Raw genomic sequence first — 16,705 nt, 5'->3', positions numbered from 1 at the left:
CACGGGACCGACACTCCGCGGCGCCTAGGCCGCCGCCTTGCACAGGCTAAGTAACTCGTTTACCTTCTCAGACAGACTTAAGAAAACGTGATCGGTTCGGTCGGAAGGTTTGTCGAGATGTCTCGTCACCGCAGCAAGGTTGTGGGCAGCAAGGTTGTCGGTATCGCCGCGTTCATGGCGATCGCTCCCATGACCGCGCCGGCTCACGCCGATCTCGAAGACATGATGGACGTGTTGTTCGCGCCGTTCGTCAGCTCCGCGGGCGCCCTGGACGCGGAAGCGGTGCTGGACACTTCCGCCTGGGACACCTTCTTGTCCCCGGCCCACTGGGACAGCGCGTTCGCCGCGCTGGCCGAGCCGAGCACTGCCTTGGCGTTTGACTTCGACCCCTACGCCGGGCTCTACAGCCTGGCCGAGAAGTGGATCGACAGCGAATTCGGCAGCCAGGTCAACGGCGTCATCAACTCCATCTTCCGATCCACCGTGATCGGCAACGGCGCCGACGGCACCGAAGACAACCCCAACGGCGGCGCCGGCGGCTGGATCTTCGGCAACGGCGGCGCAGGCTGGGACAGCACCACCGACGGTGTCGCCGGCGGCGCCGGCGGCGCCGCCCTGGGAATCCTCGGCAACGGCGGCGCAGGCGGAGACGGCGGCGCAGGTGCCGCAGGCGGCGACGGCGGAGCCGCCGGCTGGCTCTTCGGCAACGGCGGCGCAGGCGGTGACGCCGGTGACGGCCCCACCGCGGCTGGGCTGCCCGCCCTCGGCGGCGTCGGCGGAACCGCCGGACTGCTCGACGGAACCCACGGCGCCGTAGGCGCATTCGGCTCGCTGCCTGACGGCTACACCGGCACCGTCCCCGCACCGGTCGAGGTGTCCAACGGCTGGCTCACCAACAGTGACGGCCAAGTCGTGCTGCTGCGTGGACTCAACCAGGTCTACAAGATCCCCCCGTATGAGCCCTCCGCCGACGGCTTCGGCGAGAAGGACGCCGCCTTCCTGGCCGCCAACGGCTTCAACGTCGTCCGCCTGGGCGTCATCTGGGCCGGCGTCCAACCGCAACCCGGCGTCATCGACTACAACTACCTGGCCTCCATCGAGAACACCGTCGAGATCCTGGGGCGCTACAACATCCAGGTCGTGCTCGACATGCACCAGGACCTCTACAGCGAGCAGTTCGGCGGGGAGGGTGCCCCCGACTGGGCTGTTCTGACCGGTGGGCTGCCGCACATCGGTGTGGGCTTCCCGGGGACGTACCCGGTGAGCCCGGCGCAGAACTACGCCTGGGACGCGTTCTGGGGCAACGAGAAGGCGCCCGACGGGATCGGTCTGCAGAACCACTACGGGATCATGTGGCAGGCGGTGGCGAACTACTTCAAGGGCAACGAGAACGTTGCCGGCTACGAGATCATGAACGAGCCGTGGGCGGGCTCCCAGGCCCTGGGCAGCATCTTGGGCAACCCCTACTTCGACTCGCAGCAGCTGACCCCGTTCTACGACCAGATCATCGCAGCCATCCGCTCGGTCGACCCGAACAAGACGGTGTTCTACGAGCCCAACACGCTGTTCGGCAGCCTGCCGGTGCCCACCCACCTGGGAGCGGTAAACGACGAGAACTCGGTGTTCTCATTCCACCACTACTGCGTCACCACGTCGCTGATCCCCGGCTCCAGCTTCGGCTGCGACTGGAACGCCGACATCGTCTTCGGCTACGCCAACGACTACATGGAGGAGAACAACGTTCCGGGGTGGCTGAGCGAGTTCGGCGCCACCAACAACCTCGGGGCCATCGACGCCAGCCTGGTCGGATCGAACCAGAACCTGCTCGGTTGGGCGGCATGGGCCTACACCGGCAAGGACATCACCAGCGCGTCGCCGGAGGACCAGGCACTGGTCTACGACACCAACCTGCCCCCGGTCGGCGACAACGTCAACTGGGACAAACTCGACCTCCTGGCCCAGCCCTACCCCCAGGCGATCTCGGGCATCCCGACCGGCATCTCCTTCAACAACGGCGAGTTCACCTTCAGCTACACCACCGACCGCGCCGACGGCTCCGGCATATTCGGCGCAGGCTCGGAAACCACCATCGCCGTGCCCGCCAACCACTTCCCCAACGGCTACATGGTGGAGGTCACCGGAGGAACCGTCACCTCAGCACCCAATTCGCCACTGCTGACCATCGGATCCAACGGCGACGCCTCCAGCATCAGCATCAGGGTGATCCGGATCTAGCTGGTCTGGGGCCGCGGGCGCTCCGCCAGAGGTATCGGCGGAGCGCTGGCGCGCACCGTTTGGCGTACCTCGCCGAGCCCCTGCACCTGCAGGGTCACCACGTCTGAGTCACTCAGCCAGCCCGGGAACGGTTGCGACAGTGCGGGGTCGAGGTGTTCCAGCAGCGTGCATGTCGGCACCGTGCCGGACCCGAAGACATCCCCCGGTTCCAGCATTACGCCGCGCGAGGCGTAGCTGATGATCTCGCCGAAGCTCCAGTCCATGGCCTCGGTCGAGCCGGTCCCGATGATCACGTCATTGACGATCGCGGTGGCGTGCAGGCTGAGTCTGCCGTCGCGGCGGTACGGCTCCAACTCATCGGGGGTGACCAGATAGGGCCCCAGGGTGACGCCGCTGTCCTTGCCCTTGGCCTGCCCGATCGCCAGCACGCCCTCCTGCGCCTGCAGGTCCCGCGCAGACCAGTCGTTGAAGATCGTGTAGCCGATGATGGCTTGTTCGGCCTGTTCCACCGACAGATCCGCTGCGGCAGTGCCGATGATCGCGGCGATCTCCAGTTCAAAGTCCTGACAGACGCTGCCCGGCGCCATGGGTGCGTCGTCGTAGGGGCCCAGAACCGTTGCCGGGCAGGCGAAATAGAACGCCGGTATCCGGTACCAGGTGTCATCGAGGGTGCGGCTGCGACCGGTGGCGGCCAGGCAGTTACGCATATGTTCCAGGAAGCCCAGGCTGTCGCGGATCGACGGCGGGCGAGGGATAGGCGCCCGCAGCACCACCTCGTCGGCCCGCACCGTCGCCGATGGCGCCTTCAGCACCCGCTCGCCGGTTTCCCGCAGGCCGTCCGGGCCGAGCCGGATCAACTCCAGCAGGGTCACCCCGGGTGCACAAGCATGGATCACCTCGCCGTCCAGCACACCGGTGCGCTCACCGTCTTCGCCTCGATACGTCACCCACCGCATCGATCAATCGTCGCTCACAGCCGGTGACGATGCGGTGTTTGACGCGACGTTTGGCGCGCGCCGCGGCGGCCTAAGTCGACACCTTGATCTTGAAGATCAGTGCGGTCAGGGCTCCGAAGGCGCCGCGCCCACCGATGTAGAGCCGTTTGGTGTCGTAACCCGCGACATCCTTCATGGTCTCGCCGCCGAATCGGGCCGGAGCATTCCCATCGATCACGGTGACGTCGGCTCCGAGCAGTGCGTGCCTGATCTGAGCTCGTTCAGTGCCCTCTGCGGTGGCGACCAACCCTCCGATGGCGCGGTCTTGGCCGCCCGTACGCGGGACGGCCGAGCACAGGACTCCACGCTCATCGAGGTGGCGGTTGATCGACTCGAGCGTGGCGTCGGCACCGACCACGAGGCTGAGGTTGTCGAGGTTGACTCGGATATCCGTGTGGCCGCCAACGGTCAATGGAAGGTCCGGATCGGGCACCAGAGTCCCCTTGAGGGCGGCGTGAACCGCGGCTCCGAATCTGCTGGTGTCAGGTTCTTCGGGAACCCTGTCAGGCAGCATGACCCCTGGATTGAGGATTCCTTCGGGATCGAATGCCTTCTTGATCGAACGCTGCGCAGCGATCTCGACGGCAGTGAAGCGTTTCCGCATGAACGGGATCTTCTCGGTTCCGACACCATGTTCGCCGGTTAGCGTCCCGCCGAAATCCAATGCCGCTTGCACGATCTCGCAGTTCGCGGCTTCCAGCGCCGATGCCGCAAGCGGGTTGTCCTTGTCGTAGAACGTCGTGGGATGCAGGTCCCCATCCCCCGCGTGGCCGCAGACCGCGATGAACAACAGACCGTCCGAATGACGTTCGGCTGCAGCCTGAATCGCGGCCTGCATATCGGGGATGCGATCGCGGGGAACGGTGACGTCGCCGATGAAGAAGCCCTTGCCGCTCTGCACGACCGAGTTGGGAGCGTTGAGGCGGCCGTACCACAGTGCCTCACGGCCCTTCTCGTCGTCGGCGATGCGCACTTCGGTCGCCCGCTCGCGCAGTACCCTTTCCACGACTGCCTGCTCACGCAGCACCTCTGCCGGGGGGCCGTCGACGTCGATCAGCACGATCGATTCGGCGTCCAGCGGATACCCGGTGTCGTAGAACTGCTGCAGACCAGCGATGCCGGCTCGGTCAAGCCACTCTATTGCGGCGGGCACCACGCCGGTCGCGATGATGTCCGAGATGGTGTTCGCGGCGTCTCTGGCAGAGGCAAAAGCGCCCATCAGGCTGTGGGTCACCTCGGCGATCGGCCGCAACGCAACGGTGGCCTCGGTGATGATGCCCAGCGTGCCCTCCGATCCGATGAGCACGCCGAGCAGGTCGGGCCCGTCGTCTTCGACGCTCAAGGTCGCAGTGGCCCCGTCGGGTAGCGCGACGCTGACGCTGAGGATGTGGTTATAGGTGACGCCGTACTTCAAGGCGTGCGGGCCGCCCGCGTTTTCAATGATGTTTCCGGCCACGGTGGCGATATGCGCCGATACGGGATCAGGTGAGAAGCACAGCCCATGGGGCGCCACGGCGGCTTGTAGGGCCGAGTTGATCACTCCGGGCTCCACTCGGGCTCTACGGTTCTCCACATCGATATCGAGGATCTCGTTGAGTGCAGACAGGTCGATCAGGACGCTGCCACCGGTGGGCATCATTCCCCCCGAACAGTTCGACGCCCCACCGCGCGGGACGATCGGTACGTGGTGCTCGGCGGCCAGGCGCATGATCGGTGCGAGGTCGTCTCGGCCGTGCGGCACCAGCAGCAAGCCTGGTACCGCCCCGGCGCCCCAGTAGTCGCAACCCCGTTCGGCGCGAAGGTCCGCATCGCTGTCCACCGCAGCGTAGGCGGCGACCGCGTCGGCGAACCGCTCAAGGGCACCGTGCGGTGTCGGTGTCTGCGAGGAGGCTTGGGTGGTCATCTCAGTCGGCGCCTTGTTGCTCGTGTAGCCACGCTTGTTCCTCCCCCGGCTCGGGAAGCACCCGGCCACCTTCGATGGCGAAATGCGCCGGACTGTTCTGAATGACGACCAAGACTCGCTTGGCTGGGATTCCCGTCACTCGCGTCGCAGCCGCGGCCACCTCCGCGACCAGTTGACTGCTCTGGGCCGCAGGGTGCCCGGTACGCACCCAGCCGTTGATCAGAAGTGGGTGCGCGGGAAGTCCGTCGGTGTAGGCGTTCTCGGGTGCCAGCTCATGGAAGACGACGTTGACGTAGGTGCCGGGAACATGGTTGATCATCGAGTGGACCCGGGTGATCTCCGCGGCCAGTTCAGCCTTGGTGTCGGCACCGAGTGTCTCTTGGACCGTCGTGCACGTGTAAACAGGCATAGCTCACCCCAAGAACGGCAGTTGCGGCTGGGTGGGTACCACCAGGACGGTGGGCCCGTCGGCCTCCAGAGCGGCTTTGAATTCCGAGACCAGTCCCTCGGTGCCATCCACAGTGACGGTGCGGCAACCGAAACCTTGCGCCAAAGAACCGATGTCGAGGCCGGGCAGGTCCATTCCGGGTACCTGAGGAGTCTCTTCGAGAAGCGCGAACGATTTGAGAACCGCGTACTCGCCATTGCGCTGCACCACGAACACGATGGGCAACTTGTGCTGCGCGGCCGTCCAGATGGCCTGTATCGAGTACTGGAAAGAGCCGTCGCCGATCGAGGCCACGATCGTCCGTCTCACCCCGCGGGCCCGGTCCCCCAGCGCGATGCCCACCGCCGCTGGCACCCCCCAGCCGATGCCCCCGCTGCCCGTGGCGAAGAAGCTGCCCGGCCGTCGGGTCGGCCACCATGTGATCAGTTCCGCCAGCGTGGAGGTCGACTCCATTACCACCGCAGCATCGTCGGGCTTGACCGAGCTGAGCGCCGCGTAGAGGTCTCCGGGTAGCAGCGGCGCCGAGGAGACCGGGAGATCGCCGTGCGCTGGTCTGGTCAGACCTGCGGGCGCCTGCCGGTTGGTCGGCACCTCGACAAGGCTGCGCAATTGGTCGAGCACTATCCCCACGTCGCCGATAAGGCTGTCACCCACCGGCGCTGCCGCGGCAAGGTGGGGGTCGGCTGTCACCTGGAGCAGTTCGGTGCCCGCGGGCAGGTAGTCGCCGGCGACAAACGGGTAGTAACGAAACACCTGGGCGCCGATCACGATGACCAGATCGTGGCCGGACAACGCTTCGCTGATGCCGGCTATCGTCAGCGGAAGCGGGCCGCCGTAGAACGGATGGTCCTCGGGGAACGAACACCGGTCCGATAGTGGACCGCCGCGAACCGGTGCGCGAAGTTTCTCCGCGAAGGCGATACCGGCATCCCAGGCTCCAGCACGATCCACCTCGGGGCCCAGCACCAGCAGTGGGCGCTGGGCCGCGCTGATCCTGTCCGCGAAGACTCGTATCCGATCCTCGTCCGGCTGCACCCGCCGGCTCACCGTCCGCAACACCGCAGGCCCCAGCGCCGGCTTGTTCCAGTCGTCCAACGGAATCGACAGGAACACCGGGCCGGCTGGGGGCTGGGTCGCCACCGCGTAAGCCTGCATGAAAGCAGCAGGCACATCCTCGGCGCGCGCCGGCTCGTAGGACCACTTGACCCATGGCCGAGGCATCAGTGTCGCATCTGGATTGTTCAAATAGGGGTCGCACAGGGACATCTCGCGGGTCTGCTGACCGGCTGTGACGATCAGCGGGGTATTGGCCCGGTATGCCGCGACGAGGCTTCCCATCGCGTTGCCGGTGCCGGCCGCGGTGTGAAGATTAACCAGCGCAGGTTCGCCCGTGGCCTGGGCGAAGCCATCGGCCATGGCCAACACCGAAGCCTCCTGCAGGCCCAGCACATAGCTGAAGTCCTCCGGGAAGTTCTGCAGGAAAGTCTGTTCGGTCGACCCGGGGTTACCGAACACCGTGGTCAGCCCCAGTGACCGGAGCAGGTCATAGGTGACTTCGTGGACTGTCTTGGCGTTGGCCATCCGCCACACACCCTTCATCGGTCGGCTTCGAGCAACTCACTGCTCTCATCACACGCTGCGACACGTCCCCACCACCCCGTGAAAGCCACGGGTTGTGCAAGACCCGTGCGGCCACGCATTACGGCCCCCCAAGCGGTTCGGGGCGCTGGACGGCCCCGCACGTGTCACTATCACCGGCATGGGCACCACACCGCTCGTCGGGCGTCAGCATGAACAGCGGCGGCTCGTGGAGTTGTTCGGCCACGCCCGGGCCGGCAAAGGCGCCGTGCTGGTCGTGAATGGCGAACCCGGAATCGGCAAGAGCGCGTTGCTGACTGCAGCGATCGCGGAGGCAGATGACCTTCGCGTCATCCGTATCAGCGGCGCGGAGTCGGAGATCGAGCTTGCCTACGCCGGGGTGCAGCAGCTGTGTGGACCGATCCACCACCACATCAACGGATTGCCGGAGCCACAGAGGCATGCGTTGCGCGTGGCACTCGGCCTGGGCGTAGGGAGCGCACCAGACCCGCTGCTGATCAGTTTGGCGGTGTTGACGCTGCTCGCCCAGGCCGGAGCCGAGCGTCCGACGGTCTGTGCGATCGACGACGCACACTGGGTGGACCGCGCGTCGCTTCAAGCCCTGACGTTCGCTGCTCGTCGCCTGCTCAGCGACGCGGTGGTCGTGATCTTCACTACCCGGACGTCCTGCGCACCGCAGGAACTGCTGGGCCTACCCGAGCTCAATCTGGGCCGCCTCAACCACGCCGACGCCGACGCGCTGCTGGCCAGGGTCCTGCCAGGCCGGCTGGATGCGACTGTGCGAGAGAACCTCCTGGCAGAGGCGGACGGAAACCCGTTGGCATTACTGGAGCTTCGGCGTTCCCTGGGACCTGCCGCCATCGCCGGCGGCTACGCCCTGATGGCCGAAACTGCGGTCACGAAGCGGATTGAGCGAGAGTTCGGCCAGCGTCTGTCCGAACTTCCGGCGGCCACGCGAACCCTTCTGCTCATCGCGGCCGCGGAGCCCACCGGTGACCCGATGTGGCTTTGGGGCGCCGCCGATCGGCTGAACATCGGCGCTGACGCAGCGGTGCCCGCTGAACGCAGTGGTTTGATCACCGTCGAACGGCGCCTGCGCTTTCGGCACCCACTGGTCCGTTCGGCCGTCTACGGCGACGCGTCGCCCGCGGAGAGGCGGCACGTGCACGGGGTGTTGGCAGAGGTGATCTCGGGATTTGCAGAGCAGGAACATCGGGCCTGGCATCACGCCCACTCCATGATCGCACCTGATGAAAGCGTCGCGGTTGAACTGGCACAGTCCGCCGAGCGAGCCCGCCGGCGTGGTGGCGCGGCTGCCGCCGCGGCATTTTTGGCATGCGCTGCCGAACTGACCCCGGACCCCACGCGTCGCGCTGAGCGAGCACTGGACGCCGCCCAGGCCAAACTGGACGCAGGCGATCCCGAAGCGGCGACGCAACTCCTCGGTGCAGTCACGAGTAACAGCGAGGACGAGCTGCTCGGCGCTCGATCGGATCTGCTGCGCGCCAAGATCGCGCTTGCCACCAGACGAGGCCGGGATGCGCCCCCCTTGCTCCTGGCAGCCGCCCGAAAGCTGCAATCTTTGGACCCGGTCCTGGCCCGCGATGCCTACCTCGAGGCACTGATGGCGGCGATGATCGTCGGCCGACTCGCCGCTGACGAGGAGAGCTCGGCGGTGGCGATAGCCACGTCGGCCCGCCGGCTCGGACCCCGATCCGGCCCGGCCAGTGCCGCTGATCTGTTCCTCGAAGGGCTGGTCCTGCGCCTCCTCGACGGACATGCCACCGCTGCGCCGGTTCTGCGGCAAGCAATCAGCCAGTACTTGAGTGAAGACCGAGCCGGCCTTGCCGATCCGCGAGCGCACGCCATCACCCTGCGCGTGCTACTGGACCTGTTCGATCAGGACACCTATAACGCTCTCAATGCGCGTCAAGTCGAGTTATTGCGCACCGCAGGAGAATTGACTGTGCTTCCTGCTGCATTGATGACCCATGAGGGGGCTGTGTCACCGCTGGTGACTTCGAACAGGCCGCGAACCTCCTTGAGCAGTCCGAGGCGATCGCCGCCGCGACCGGCGCACCACCGCACCGGTCCATCCAGACCTATCTCGCCGCGTGTCGCGGACAACAAGAACTCGCAGCCGAGCTCGCGAGATCCACCATCGCCGACGCGACCGCTCGTGGCGAAGGCAGCGAGATCACCGTCGCACTCTTCTCACTTGCCATCCTCAACAATGGCCTGGGCAAGTACGACGATGCGCTTAGGGCGTGTACAACGGCGCTGGAGTACGACGACGTTGGAATGTTTGGCCATCTTCTCAACGAAACGGTCGAGGCGGCCGTCCGCGCAGGAGACACCAACATCGCCGAATCAGCAGCAGCAGAGTTGGTCCAGCGCGCGAAGATGGCGCGCAATGCGACCGGACGCGGCTATGCGGCACGCGTCACAGCGTTGGTAAGCACCTCTCCGGACGCCGAAAGCGATTACCGCACGGCCATCGCAGAACTGGAGCGTTCACCGCTTAAGGTCATGTGCGCCCGCACGCACCTGGTCTTCGGTGAATGGCTGCGCCGCGAGAACCGCCGAGCGGAAGCGCGCGATGAGCTGCGTATCGCCCATGCCCTGTTTTCCCAGATGGGAACCGCCGGCTTCGCCGAGCGGACGCTTCGCGAACTTCACGCCGCGGGCGAGCCGCTACCCAAACCGAAGGGCGACGGGCGGGCCGTGTCATTGACCAACCAGGAGAGCTATATCGCGCGACTGGCTGGCGACGGATACACCAACGCTGAGATCGCCGGCCACCTCTTCATCAGCCCCCGAACAGTCGAATGGCACCTGCGCAGGATCTTCGCGAAGCTCGGGGTGACGTCTCGACGCGAGTTGCGCGGCACACCGCAGTGAACTGATCCGGACGCCTCAGCGCGCTTCCCCACGCACTTAACTCTTATGGCCGAAAGTCATTCCCACTGAACGTCGCCGGGCGTCTTGTCGGGCCGCAGACCGCGCCAGCTGGGCTGGCGCAGCCGGCCGTCGGAGGTGCGTTCGCTGTAGCGCACCTCCCCCACTACCGTCGGATTCACGAAGGTGACCCCTTTGGCATCCGAGGCGGAAAGTGCTGTGTTGAAGGGTGATTCATCGGTGCGCTGGGGCAACAACTGCTCTTTGAGGGCCGCCAGTTGACGCTCAGTGAATCCCGTTCCGACCCGACCGACAAAGCGCAGGCCGCCGGCTGCGGGCACACCCATCAACAGTGATCCGATCCCACCGCCCCTGGCTCCCTCCCCCTCGCGCCAGCCGCCGATCACCACCTCCTGCGTCAGCCAGTGCTTGGACTTGACCCACGCCGACGACCGGCGCCCCGGTTGGTAGGCCGAGTCCCACTTCTTGGCGACCACGCCCTCCCAGCCCAGATCGAGGGACTGCTCCATGGCCTTGGCACCGTCGGGGTAGAGCAGGTCCTGGACCACCAGATCGGTTCCCCGCGCGAGGGTTTCCAAGAGCTTTCGGCGATCCCGATAGGCCACCCGCAGCAGTGGCCGGCCGTCGAGATACAGCAGATCGAAAGCCCAGAACTGTAGCCGGGCCGCACGGGCACTGTTCTGCATCGCGGCGAAGCTGGGCACTCCGGCGTCATCGAGCGCGACCAGTTCGCCGTCGAGCACGAGGTGATGCTCGGCCAGGTCGGCTGCGGGGAACGGCAGCTGCGGATACTCGCCGGTGACGTCTCGGCCACTGCGGGCCCGCAACCGCAGCCGGCCGTGATCGGCCTCCACCAGCAGCCGATACCCGTCCCATTTGCCTTCGAAGGCCCACTGGCTCGGCGCCAACCGGGCCACCGATCCGTGCGTGGCCAGCATCGGAGTCAACTCTGCGAACGAGAACGCCTGCTGATCTTTCATGCGGTGCGCCAGCCATTGATCGCCCCCGGTGCGGATCAGGGCGTATCGCCCGGAGATCCGGTGACCGGACAGCACGACTATCACCTCGCCCTTTTCGGCGGTGTCCTCGAATTTCTCGGTCACATACGTGCCCGAATCCCAGATGCTTACGGTGCCGGCGCCGTACTCGCCCTTGGGGATGGTGCCTTCGAAGCTGCCGTACTCCAGCGGATGGTCCTCGGTACGCACCGCGAGATGGTTGACCGACGTCGTGGTCGGAAGGTTCTTGGGCACCGCCCAGCTCATCAACACTCCGTTCCGTTCCAGCCGAAAGTCGTAGTGCAGGCGGCGGGCGTGGTGTTCGTGGATGACGAAGCTGTTGCCGGCGCTGGGTGCCGGGGCCGCGGCAGGTACGGGTTCGGGAGTCCGACCGGCATCGCGTTTGGCCCGGTACACCGCCAGCCGGTCCCGAGCCTGCGGTGGTGGGTCCAGGGCGGCCAGCAGGTCACCATCTCGGGCGACGCGTTCCAGCACTTCGTCGAAGCGCAACTGTCGCAGTTGCGGGTCGTCGAGTTCGGCCCAGGTGCGTGGGGCGGCAACGGTGGGGTGGTCGCGGCCCCGCAGCGAATACGGCGCGATGGTGGTCTTCGACGCGTTGTTCTGGCTCCAGTCGAGGAAGACCTTGCCCACCCGGAGTTTCTTGGACATGGTGGCCGTCACCAGTGTGGGTAGCGTGCTCTCAAGCTGCTGGGCAACGCGTTTGGCCACCGCGACGGCGCCGGGACTGCTCACCGGACGGTCCAGCGCGGCATAGATGTGCAGTCCCTTACTGCCGCTGGTGAGCGGAAAGGTCTCCAGTCCCAGATCGGAGATCAGGTCACGGATGGCACGCGCCACGTCGGCGAGCTGGCTCATCGACACGCCCTCGCCGGGGTCGAGGTCGAACACCAGGCGCGTTGCCAGTCCGGGTGCGAGCACCTTGCCGCCGTGACTCCATTGCGTTTCGAATCGCCACTGCGGGACGTGGACTTCCAGCGCGGCCTGCTGGGCGATCCAGGCCAGGCCGTCGACGTCGTCGATGATCGGATACGTGGTGACACCGGAGCGATGCTGAATGTCTGCGCGGGGCAGCCAGCCCGGCGCCGAAGCCGCGAGCTGCTTTTCGAAGAAGGATCCCTGTTCGACGCCGTTGGGCCACCGTTTGCGGGTAACCGGGCGGCCCGCGATGTGCGGCAGCATCACCTCGGCGATGCGGGTGTAGTAGTCGAAGACCTCGGCTTTGGTGGTGCCCGTGGCGGGGTAGAGCACCTTGTCGGCGTTGGTCAGCGTGACCCGGGTCTGCACGGACTCAGCGGCCATAAGACCCAACCTACGTCGCGCCAATGCAGGTTATCGGCACATCCGGGTGGGCATACTGGCCCTATGCGTTCCATCTGGAAGGGTTCGATCGCATTTGGTCTGGTCAACGTGCCGGTCAAGGTCTACAGCGCCACCGAGGACCATGACATCAAGTTCCGTCAGGTGCACGCCAAGGACCACGGGCGAATTCGCTACCGGCGGGTGTGCGAAGAGTGCGGCGAAGTGGTCGACTACGCCGACATCGCGCGGGCGTATGAGTCCGACGACGGCCGGATGGTGGTGATCACCGACGACGACATCGCCAATCTCCCCGAGGAGCGCGATCATGAGATCGCGGTGCTCGAGTTCGTCCCGGCCGGCGACCTGGACCCGCTGCTCTTTGACCGGAGCTATTTTCTCGAGCCGGCCACCAAATCGATCAAATCCTATGTGCTGCTGGCCAAGACGCTGGCGGATACCGATCGGGTGGCCATCGTCCACTTCACCCTGCGCAACAAGACCAGGCTGGCGGCGCTGCGGGTCAAGGACTTCTCCAAGCGCGAGGTGATGGTGGTGCACACACTGCTGTGGCCGGACGAGATCCGTGACCCGGACTTCCCCTCGCTGGACGCGGACGTCGAGATCAAACCGGCCGAGCTGAAGATGGCCGGCCAGGTGGTGGAATCCATGGCCGACGATTTCGACTCCGACCGCTACCACGACACCTATCAGGAGCAGTTGCAGGAGCTGATCGCGGCCAAGCTCGAAGGTGACGAGGCGTTCACGCCCGAGGAGCGTCCCGCCGACCTGGATGCCACCGAGGACGTCTCGGATCTGCTGGCCAAGCTGGAGGCCAGTGTCAAGAAGCGCGCGGAGTCCACGAAGGCGGCCACCAAGAAGGCGCCGGCGAAGAAGACCACCGCGAAGAAGGCCACTGCCAGGAAGTCGTGATCCAGCGCTGCCGACGCACCCGCAGATGCCCCTCAACACCGAATTAGAACGTGTTTCAAAAAAGGGGTTCAGCTCGTGGTCGATCCTTGTTAGCGTGTCGAAGTGATACTCGACAAATTCCGAATCGATAATCAAACCGCCGTGATCACCGGTGCTGGCCGGGGCCTGGGGGCAGCCATCGCCGTCGCGTTCGCCGAGGCCGGCGCGGACGTGGTGATCGCCTCGCGCACCCAATCCGAACTAGAGGCCGTCGCTGATCAGGTCCGGGCGGCGGGGCGTCGCGCCCATGTCGTGGTCGCCGATCTCGCCCAGCCGGAGGAGACGGCGAAGCTGGCAGCCGAGGCCGTCGAGGCGTTCGGCAGGCTCGACATCGTCGTCAACAACGTCGGCGGGACCATGCCCAACACGTTGCTGACCACCTCGACCAAGGACCTGCGAGACGCGTTCACGTTCAACGTCGCCACCGCGCACGCGCTGACGATCGCGGCGGTGCCGCTGATGTTGGAGCACTCCGGTGGCGGGTCGTTCATCAATATCACCTCCACCATGGGGCGGGTGCCCGGGCGAGGGTTCGCCGCCTACGGCACCGCCAAGGCCGCGCTGGCGCACTACACCCGGCTGGCCGCGTTGGACCTGTGCCCGAAGATCCGCGTCAACGCCATTGCCCCGGGCTCGATCATGACCTCGGCGCTGAACGTGGTGGCCGCCAACGAGGAGCTGCGCACCCCCATGGAGAAGGCGACGCCCATGCGCCGACTCGGTGACCCCGAGGAGATCGCCGCCGCCGCGCTGTACCTGGCCTCCCCGGCCGGTAATTACCTGACCGGCAAGGTGCTCGAAGTCGACGGCGGCATCACCTTCCCGAACCTTGACCTTCCCGTCCCGGACCTGTGAGGAACTCACCGATGGCTATTCGTGTTGCCCAGATCGGCACCGGCAATGTCGGCATCCACGCGCTCAAGGCGCTGATCATCAACCCCGAGTATGAACTGACCGGCGTGTGGGTGTCTTCGGATGCCAAGGCCGGGAAAGACGCGGCGGAACTGGCCGGACTCGACGGTGCGGTCACCCCCACCGGCGTGACCGCGACCACCGACCTGCAGCGGGTGCTCGACACCAAGCCCGACTGCGTGGTCTACACCGCGCTGGCCGACAACCGGCTCGTCGAGGCACTGCAGGATTTCCAGCGCATTCTGGCCGCCGGTATCAACGTGGTCGGCAGCAGCGCGGTGTTCCTGCAATACCCGTGGAACGTCATCCCCGCCGAGATGCTGACCCCGATCGAGGACGCGGCCAAGGCCGGCAACGCCAGCCTGTTCATCAACGGCATCGACCCGGGCTTCGCCAACGACCTGCTGCCGCTGGCCCTGGCCGGAACCTGCCAGAGCATCCAGCAGATCCGCTGCATGGAGATCGTCGACTACGCCACCTACGACAGCGCCGCCGTCATGTTCGACGTGATGGGGTTCGGCAGGCCGATGGACGAGACCCCGATGCTGCTGCAGCCGGGCGTACTGAGCCTGGCGTGGGGTTCGGTTGTGCGCCAGCTGGCCGCGGGCCTGGGACTGGAACTGGACTCGGTCGAGCAGTCCCACATTCGGGTGCCCGCGCCCGAGGACTTCTCGATCTCTTCCGGTGACATCGCCGAGGGCACGGCCGCCGCGTTGCGGTTCGAGGTGCGCGGCATGGTCGACGGCAAGGCCGCGGTGGTTCTTGAGCACGTCACCCGCCTGCGCGAAGACCTCTGCCCGGAGTGGCCGCAGCCGGCCCAGCCGGGCGGCTCCTACCGCGTCGAGGTGACCGGCGAGCCGTCGTATGCGCTGGACCTGTGCCTGTCGAGCCCCAACGGAGACCACAACCACGCCGGCCTGGTGGCCACGGCCATGCGGGTGGTCAACGCGATTCCGGCGGTGGTTGCGGCCGAGGCGGGGATTCGGACCACGCTGGACCTTCCGCTGGTCACCGGGCGTGGCCTGTACAACGCCGGCTGAGTGCCACGACGTCGCGGCCACGGCCCGACGGTGAAACTCCGGCTACCCTGACTTTCCTATTCGTCACTCCGGATCGAAAGGGTGCCGGTGGCCCAGGACGCCGCGGTGGGGCTGAAGCCGGGCTGGGCGTTGCTCGGCCCGGCTTTCGTCGCCGCCATCGCCTACGTCGACCCGGGCAACGTCGCCGCCAATGTCAGCGCGGGGGCGAAATACGGGTTCCTGCTGGTCTGGGTCATCGTGACGGCCAACGTCATGGCCGGGTTGGTCCAGTACCTCTCGGCCAAGCTCGGTTTGGTCACCGGGCGCTCGCTGCCGGAGGTGATCGGCGCCCACAGCCGCGGACCGGCCCGGATCGCCTACTGGCTGCAGGCGGAGTTGGTCGCGATGGCCACCGATCTGGCCGAGGTGGTGGGCGGCGCGATTGCGCTGAACCTGATCTTCGGGTTGCCGCTGCTGCTCGGCGGCCTGATCACCGGCGCCGTGTCGATGGCCCTGCTGGCGGTGGGCGACCGGCGCGGTCCGCGGATCTTCGAGCAGGTGACCAGCGGACTGCTCATCATCATCGCCATCGGCTTCCTGGCCAGCCTGGTGGTAGCGCCACCGGCACCGGCTGAGGTCGCCGCCGGCCTGCTGCCCCGCTTCGACGGCGCCGAAAGCGTGCTGCTGGCCACCGCGATCCTCGGCGCGACCGTCATGCCGCATGCGGTGTACCTGCACTCCGGGCTGGCCCGGGACCGGCATGGTCAGCCCGAACCGGGTCCGGCACGACGGCGACTGCTGCGGGTGACCCGCTGGGACGTCGGCCTGGCGATGCTGGTGGCCGGGACGTTGAACCTGGCCATGCTGGTGGTGGCCGCCAACAGTCTGCGCGGCGTGGACCACGCCGATTCCATCGAAGGGGCGCACGCCGCCGTCGGCCACACCCTGGGCCCCACGGTCGCGCTGCTGTTCGCCATCGGGCTGTTGGCGTCGGGCTTGGCCTCGACCTCGGTGGGCGCCTATGCGGGCGCGATGATCATGCAGGGCCTGCTGCGGGTGACGGTTCCCTTGCTCTGGCGCCGGCTGATCACGCTGGGCCCGGCGCTGACCATCTTGGCCCTCGGCGTGGAGCCGACGCGGGCACTGGTGATCTCGCAGGTGGTGTTGTCCTTCGGCATTCCCTTTGCCCTGGTTCCGCTGATCCGGTTGACCAGCGACCGCGCCCTGATGGGCGCCGACGCCAACAAGGCCCTGACCTCGGCGCTGGGCTGGACCGTCACCGTGGTGATCGGGTCACTCAACGCGGCGCTGATCTATCTGATGCTGCGCTAGCTGTGATGTCCAGGGAGGTTGTCCCGCACGGTATCGGTGAGCCTGTGTGACAGGGA

General features: G+C 66.5%; 11 protein-coding genes and 1 pseudogene. 7 read left to right on the top strand and 5 right to left on the bottom strand.

Translation table 11 applies throughout. The features are described 5' to 3' along the window. The first annotated feature begins 117 nt into the window (after positions 1-117). Complete coding sequence (locus tag BST15_RS15530) at positions 118-2,235, top strand: cellulase family glycosylhydrolase (protein WP_234808425.1); 2,118 nt, start codon at positions 118-120, stop codon at positions 2,233-2,235. An 8-nt stretch (positions 2,236-2,243) separates the two neighbouring features. On the opposite strand, the pseudogene BST15_RS15525 reads toward BST15_RS15530, so the two are convergent. The 4 genes and pseudogenes from BST15_RS15525 to mdlC all read right to left on the bottom strand — a co-directional run. Further along, a pseudogene (locus BST15_RS15525) lies at positions 2,244-3,191 on the bottom strand (fumarylacetoacetate hydrolase family protein); the annotation flags it as partial. Positions 3,192-3,261: 70 nt separating this feature from the next. Beyond that, entirely contained in the window at positions 3,262-5,133 is a 1,872-nt protein-coding gene (locus tag BST15_RS15520) for an FAD-linked oxidase C-terminal domain-containing protein (protein WP_046190719.1), read from the bottom strand. A 1-nt stretch (position 5,134) separates the two neighbouring features. Then, positions 5,135-5,542, bottom strand: a complete 408-nt coding sequence (locus tag BST15_RS15515) for a tautomerase family protein (RefSeq protein ID WP_046190718.1) — start codon at positions 5,540-5,542, stop codon at positions 5,135-5,137. Between the two features lie 3 nt (positions 5,543-5,545). Continuing rightward, positions 5,546-7,162, bottom strand: a complete 1,617-nt coding sequence (gene mdlC / locus BST15_RS15510; protein WP_046190724.1) for a benzoylformate decarboxylase — start codon at positions 7,160-7,162, stop codon at positions 5,546-5,548. A 178-nt stretch (positions 7,163-7,340) separates the two neighbouring features. Between mdlC and BST15_RS15505 the strand changes: the two genes are divergently transcribed. Both BST15_RS15505 and BST15_RS22800 read left to right on the top strand, forming a co-directional pair. After that, a complete protein-coding gene (locus BST15_RS15505) occupies positions 7,341-9,638 on the top strand; it encodes an AAA family ATPase (RefSeq protein ID WP_234708346.1) in 2,298 nt (765 codons plus the stop codon). Then, positions 9,584-10,081 (top strand): helix-turn-helix transcriptional regulator, encoded by a 498-nt coding sequence (locus BST15_RS22800; protein WP_234708345.1) that lies wholly within the window; start codon positions 9,584-9,586, stop codon positions 10,079-10,081. Before BST15_RS15505 ends, BST15_RS22800 begins: the two co-directional genes overlap by 55 nt. A gap of 56 nt (positions 10,082-10,137) precedes the next feature. Here the strand turns inward: BST15_RS22800 and BST15_RS15500 are convergent, their stop codons facing one another. Beyond that, positions 10,138-12,417, bottom strand: a complete 2,280-nt coding sequence (locus BST15_RS15500) for an ATP-dependent DNA ligase (protein ID WP_046190717.1) — start codon at positions 12,415-12,417, stop codon at positions 10,138-10,140. A 63-nt stretch (positions 12,418-12,480) separates the two neighbouring features. Here BST15_RS15500 and ku point away from each other — a divergent pair, with 63 nt between their 5' ends. From ku to BST15_RS15480, 4 genes are all read left to right on the top strand, one after another. Then, a complete protein-coding gene (gene ku / locus BST15_RS15495) occupies positions 12,481-13,347 on the top strand; it encodes a non-homologous end joining protein Ku (protein ID WP_046190716.1) in 867 nt (288 codons plus the stop codon). Between the two features lie 102 nt (positions 13,348-13,449). Further along, a complete protein-coding gene (locus BST15_RS15490) occupies positions 13,450-14,241 on the top strand; it encodes an SDR family oxidoreductase (protein ID WP_046190715.1) in 792 nt (263 codons plus the stop codon). Positions 14,242-14,252: 11 nt separating this feature from the next. After that, complete coding sequence (locus BST15_RS15485; RefSeq protein ID WP_046190723.1) at positions 14,253-15,338, top strand: NAD(P)H-dependent amine dehydrogenase family protein; 1,086 nt, start codon at positions 14,253-14,255, stop codon at positions 15,336-15,338. 87 nt (positions 15,339-15,425) lie between these two features. Continuing rightward, the gene (locus BST15_RS15480) at positions 15,426-16,649 is read left to right on the top strand and encodes an Nramp family divalent metal transporter (RefSeq protein WP_046190722.1); all 1,224 of its coding nucleotides are present in this window, start codon (positions 15,426-15,428) and stop codon (positions 16,647-16,649) included. Positions 16,650-16,705 lie beyond the last annotated feature (56 nt).

The sequence above is a fragment of the Mycolicibacter arupensis genome, assembly GCF_002086515.1.
Classification (GTDB): Bacteria; Actinomycetota; Actinomycetes; order Mycobacteriales; family Mycobacteriaceae; genus Mycobacterium; species Mycobacterium arupense.
Note: the sequence above shows the minus strand (reverse complement) of the source record. Positions and strands in the feature narration are given on the sequence as shown.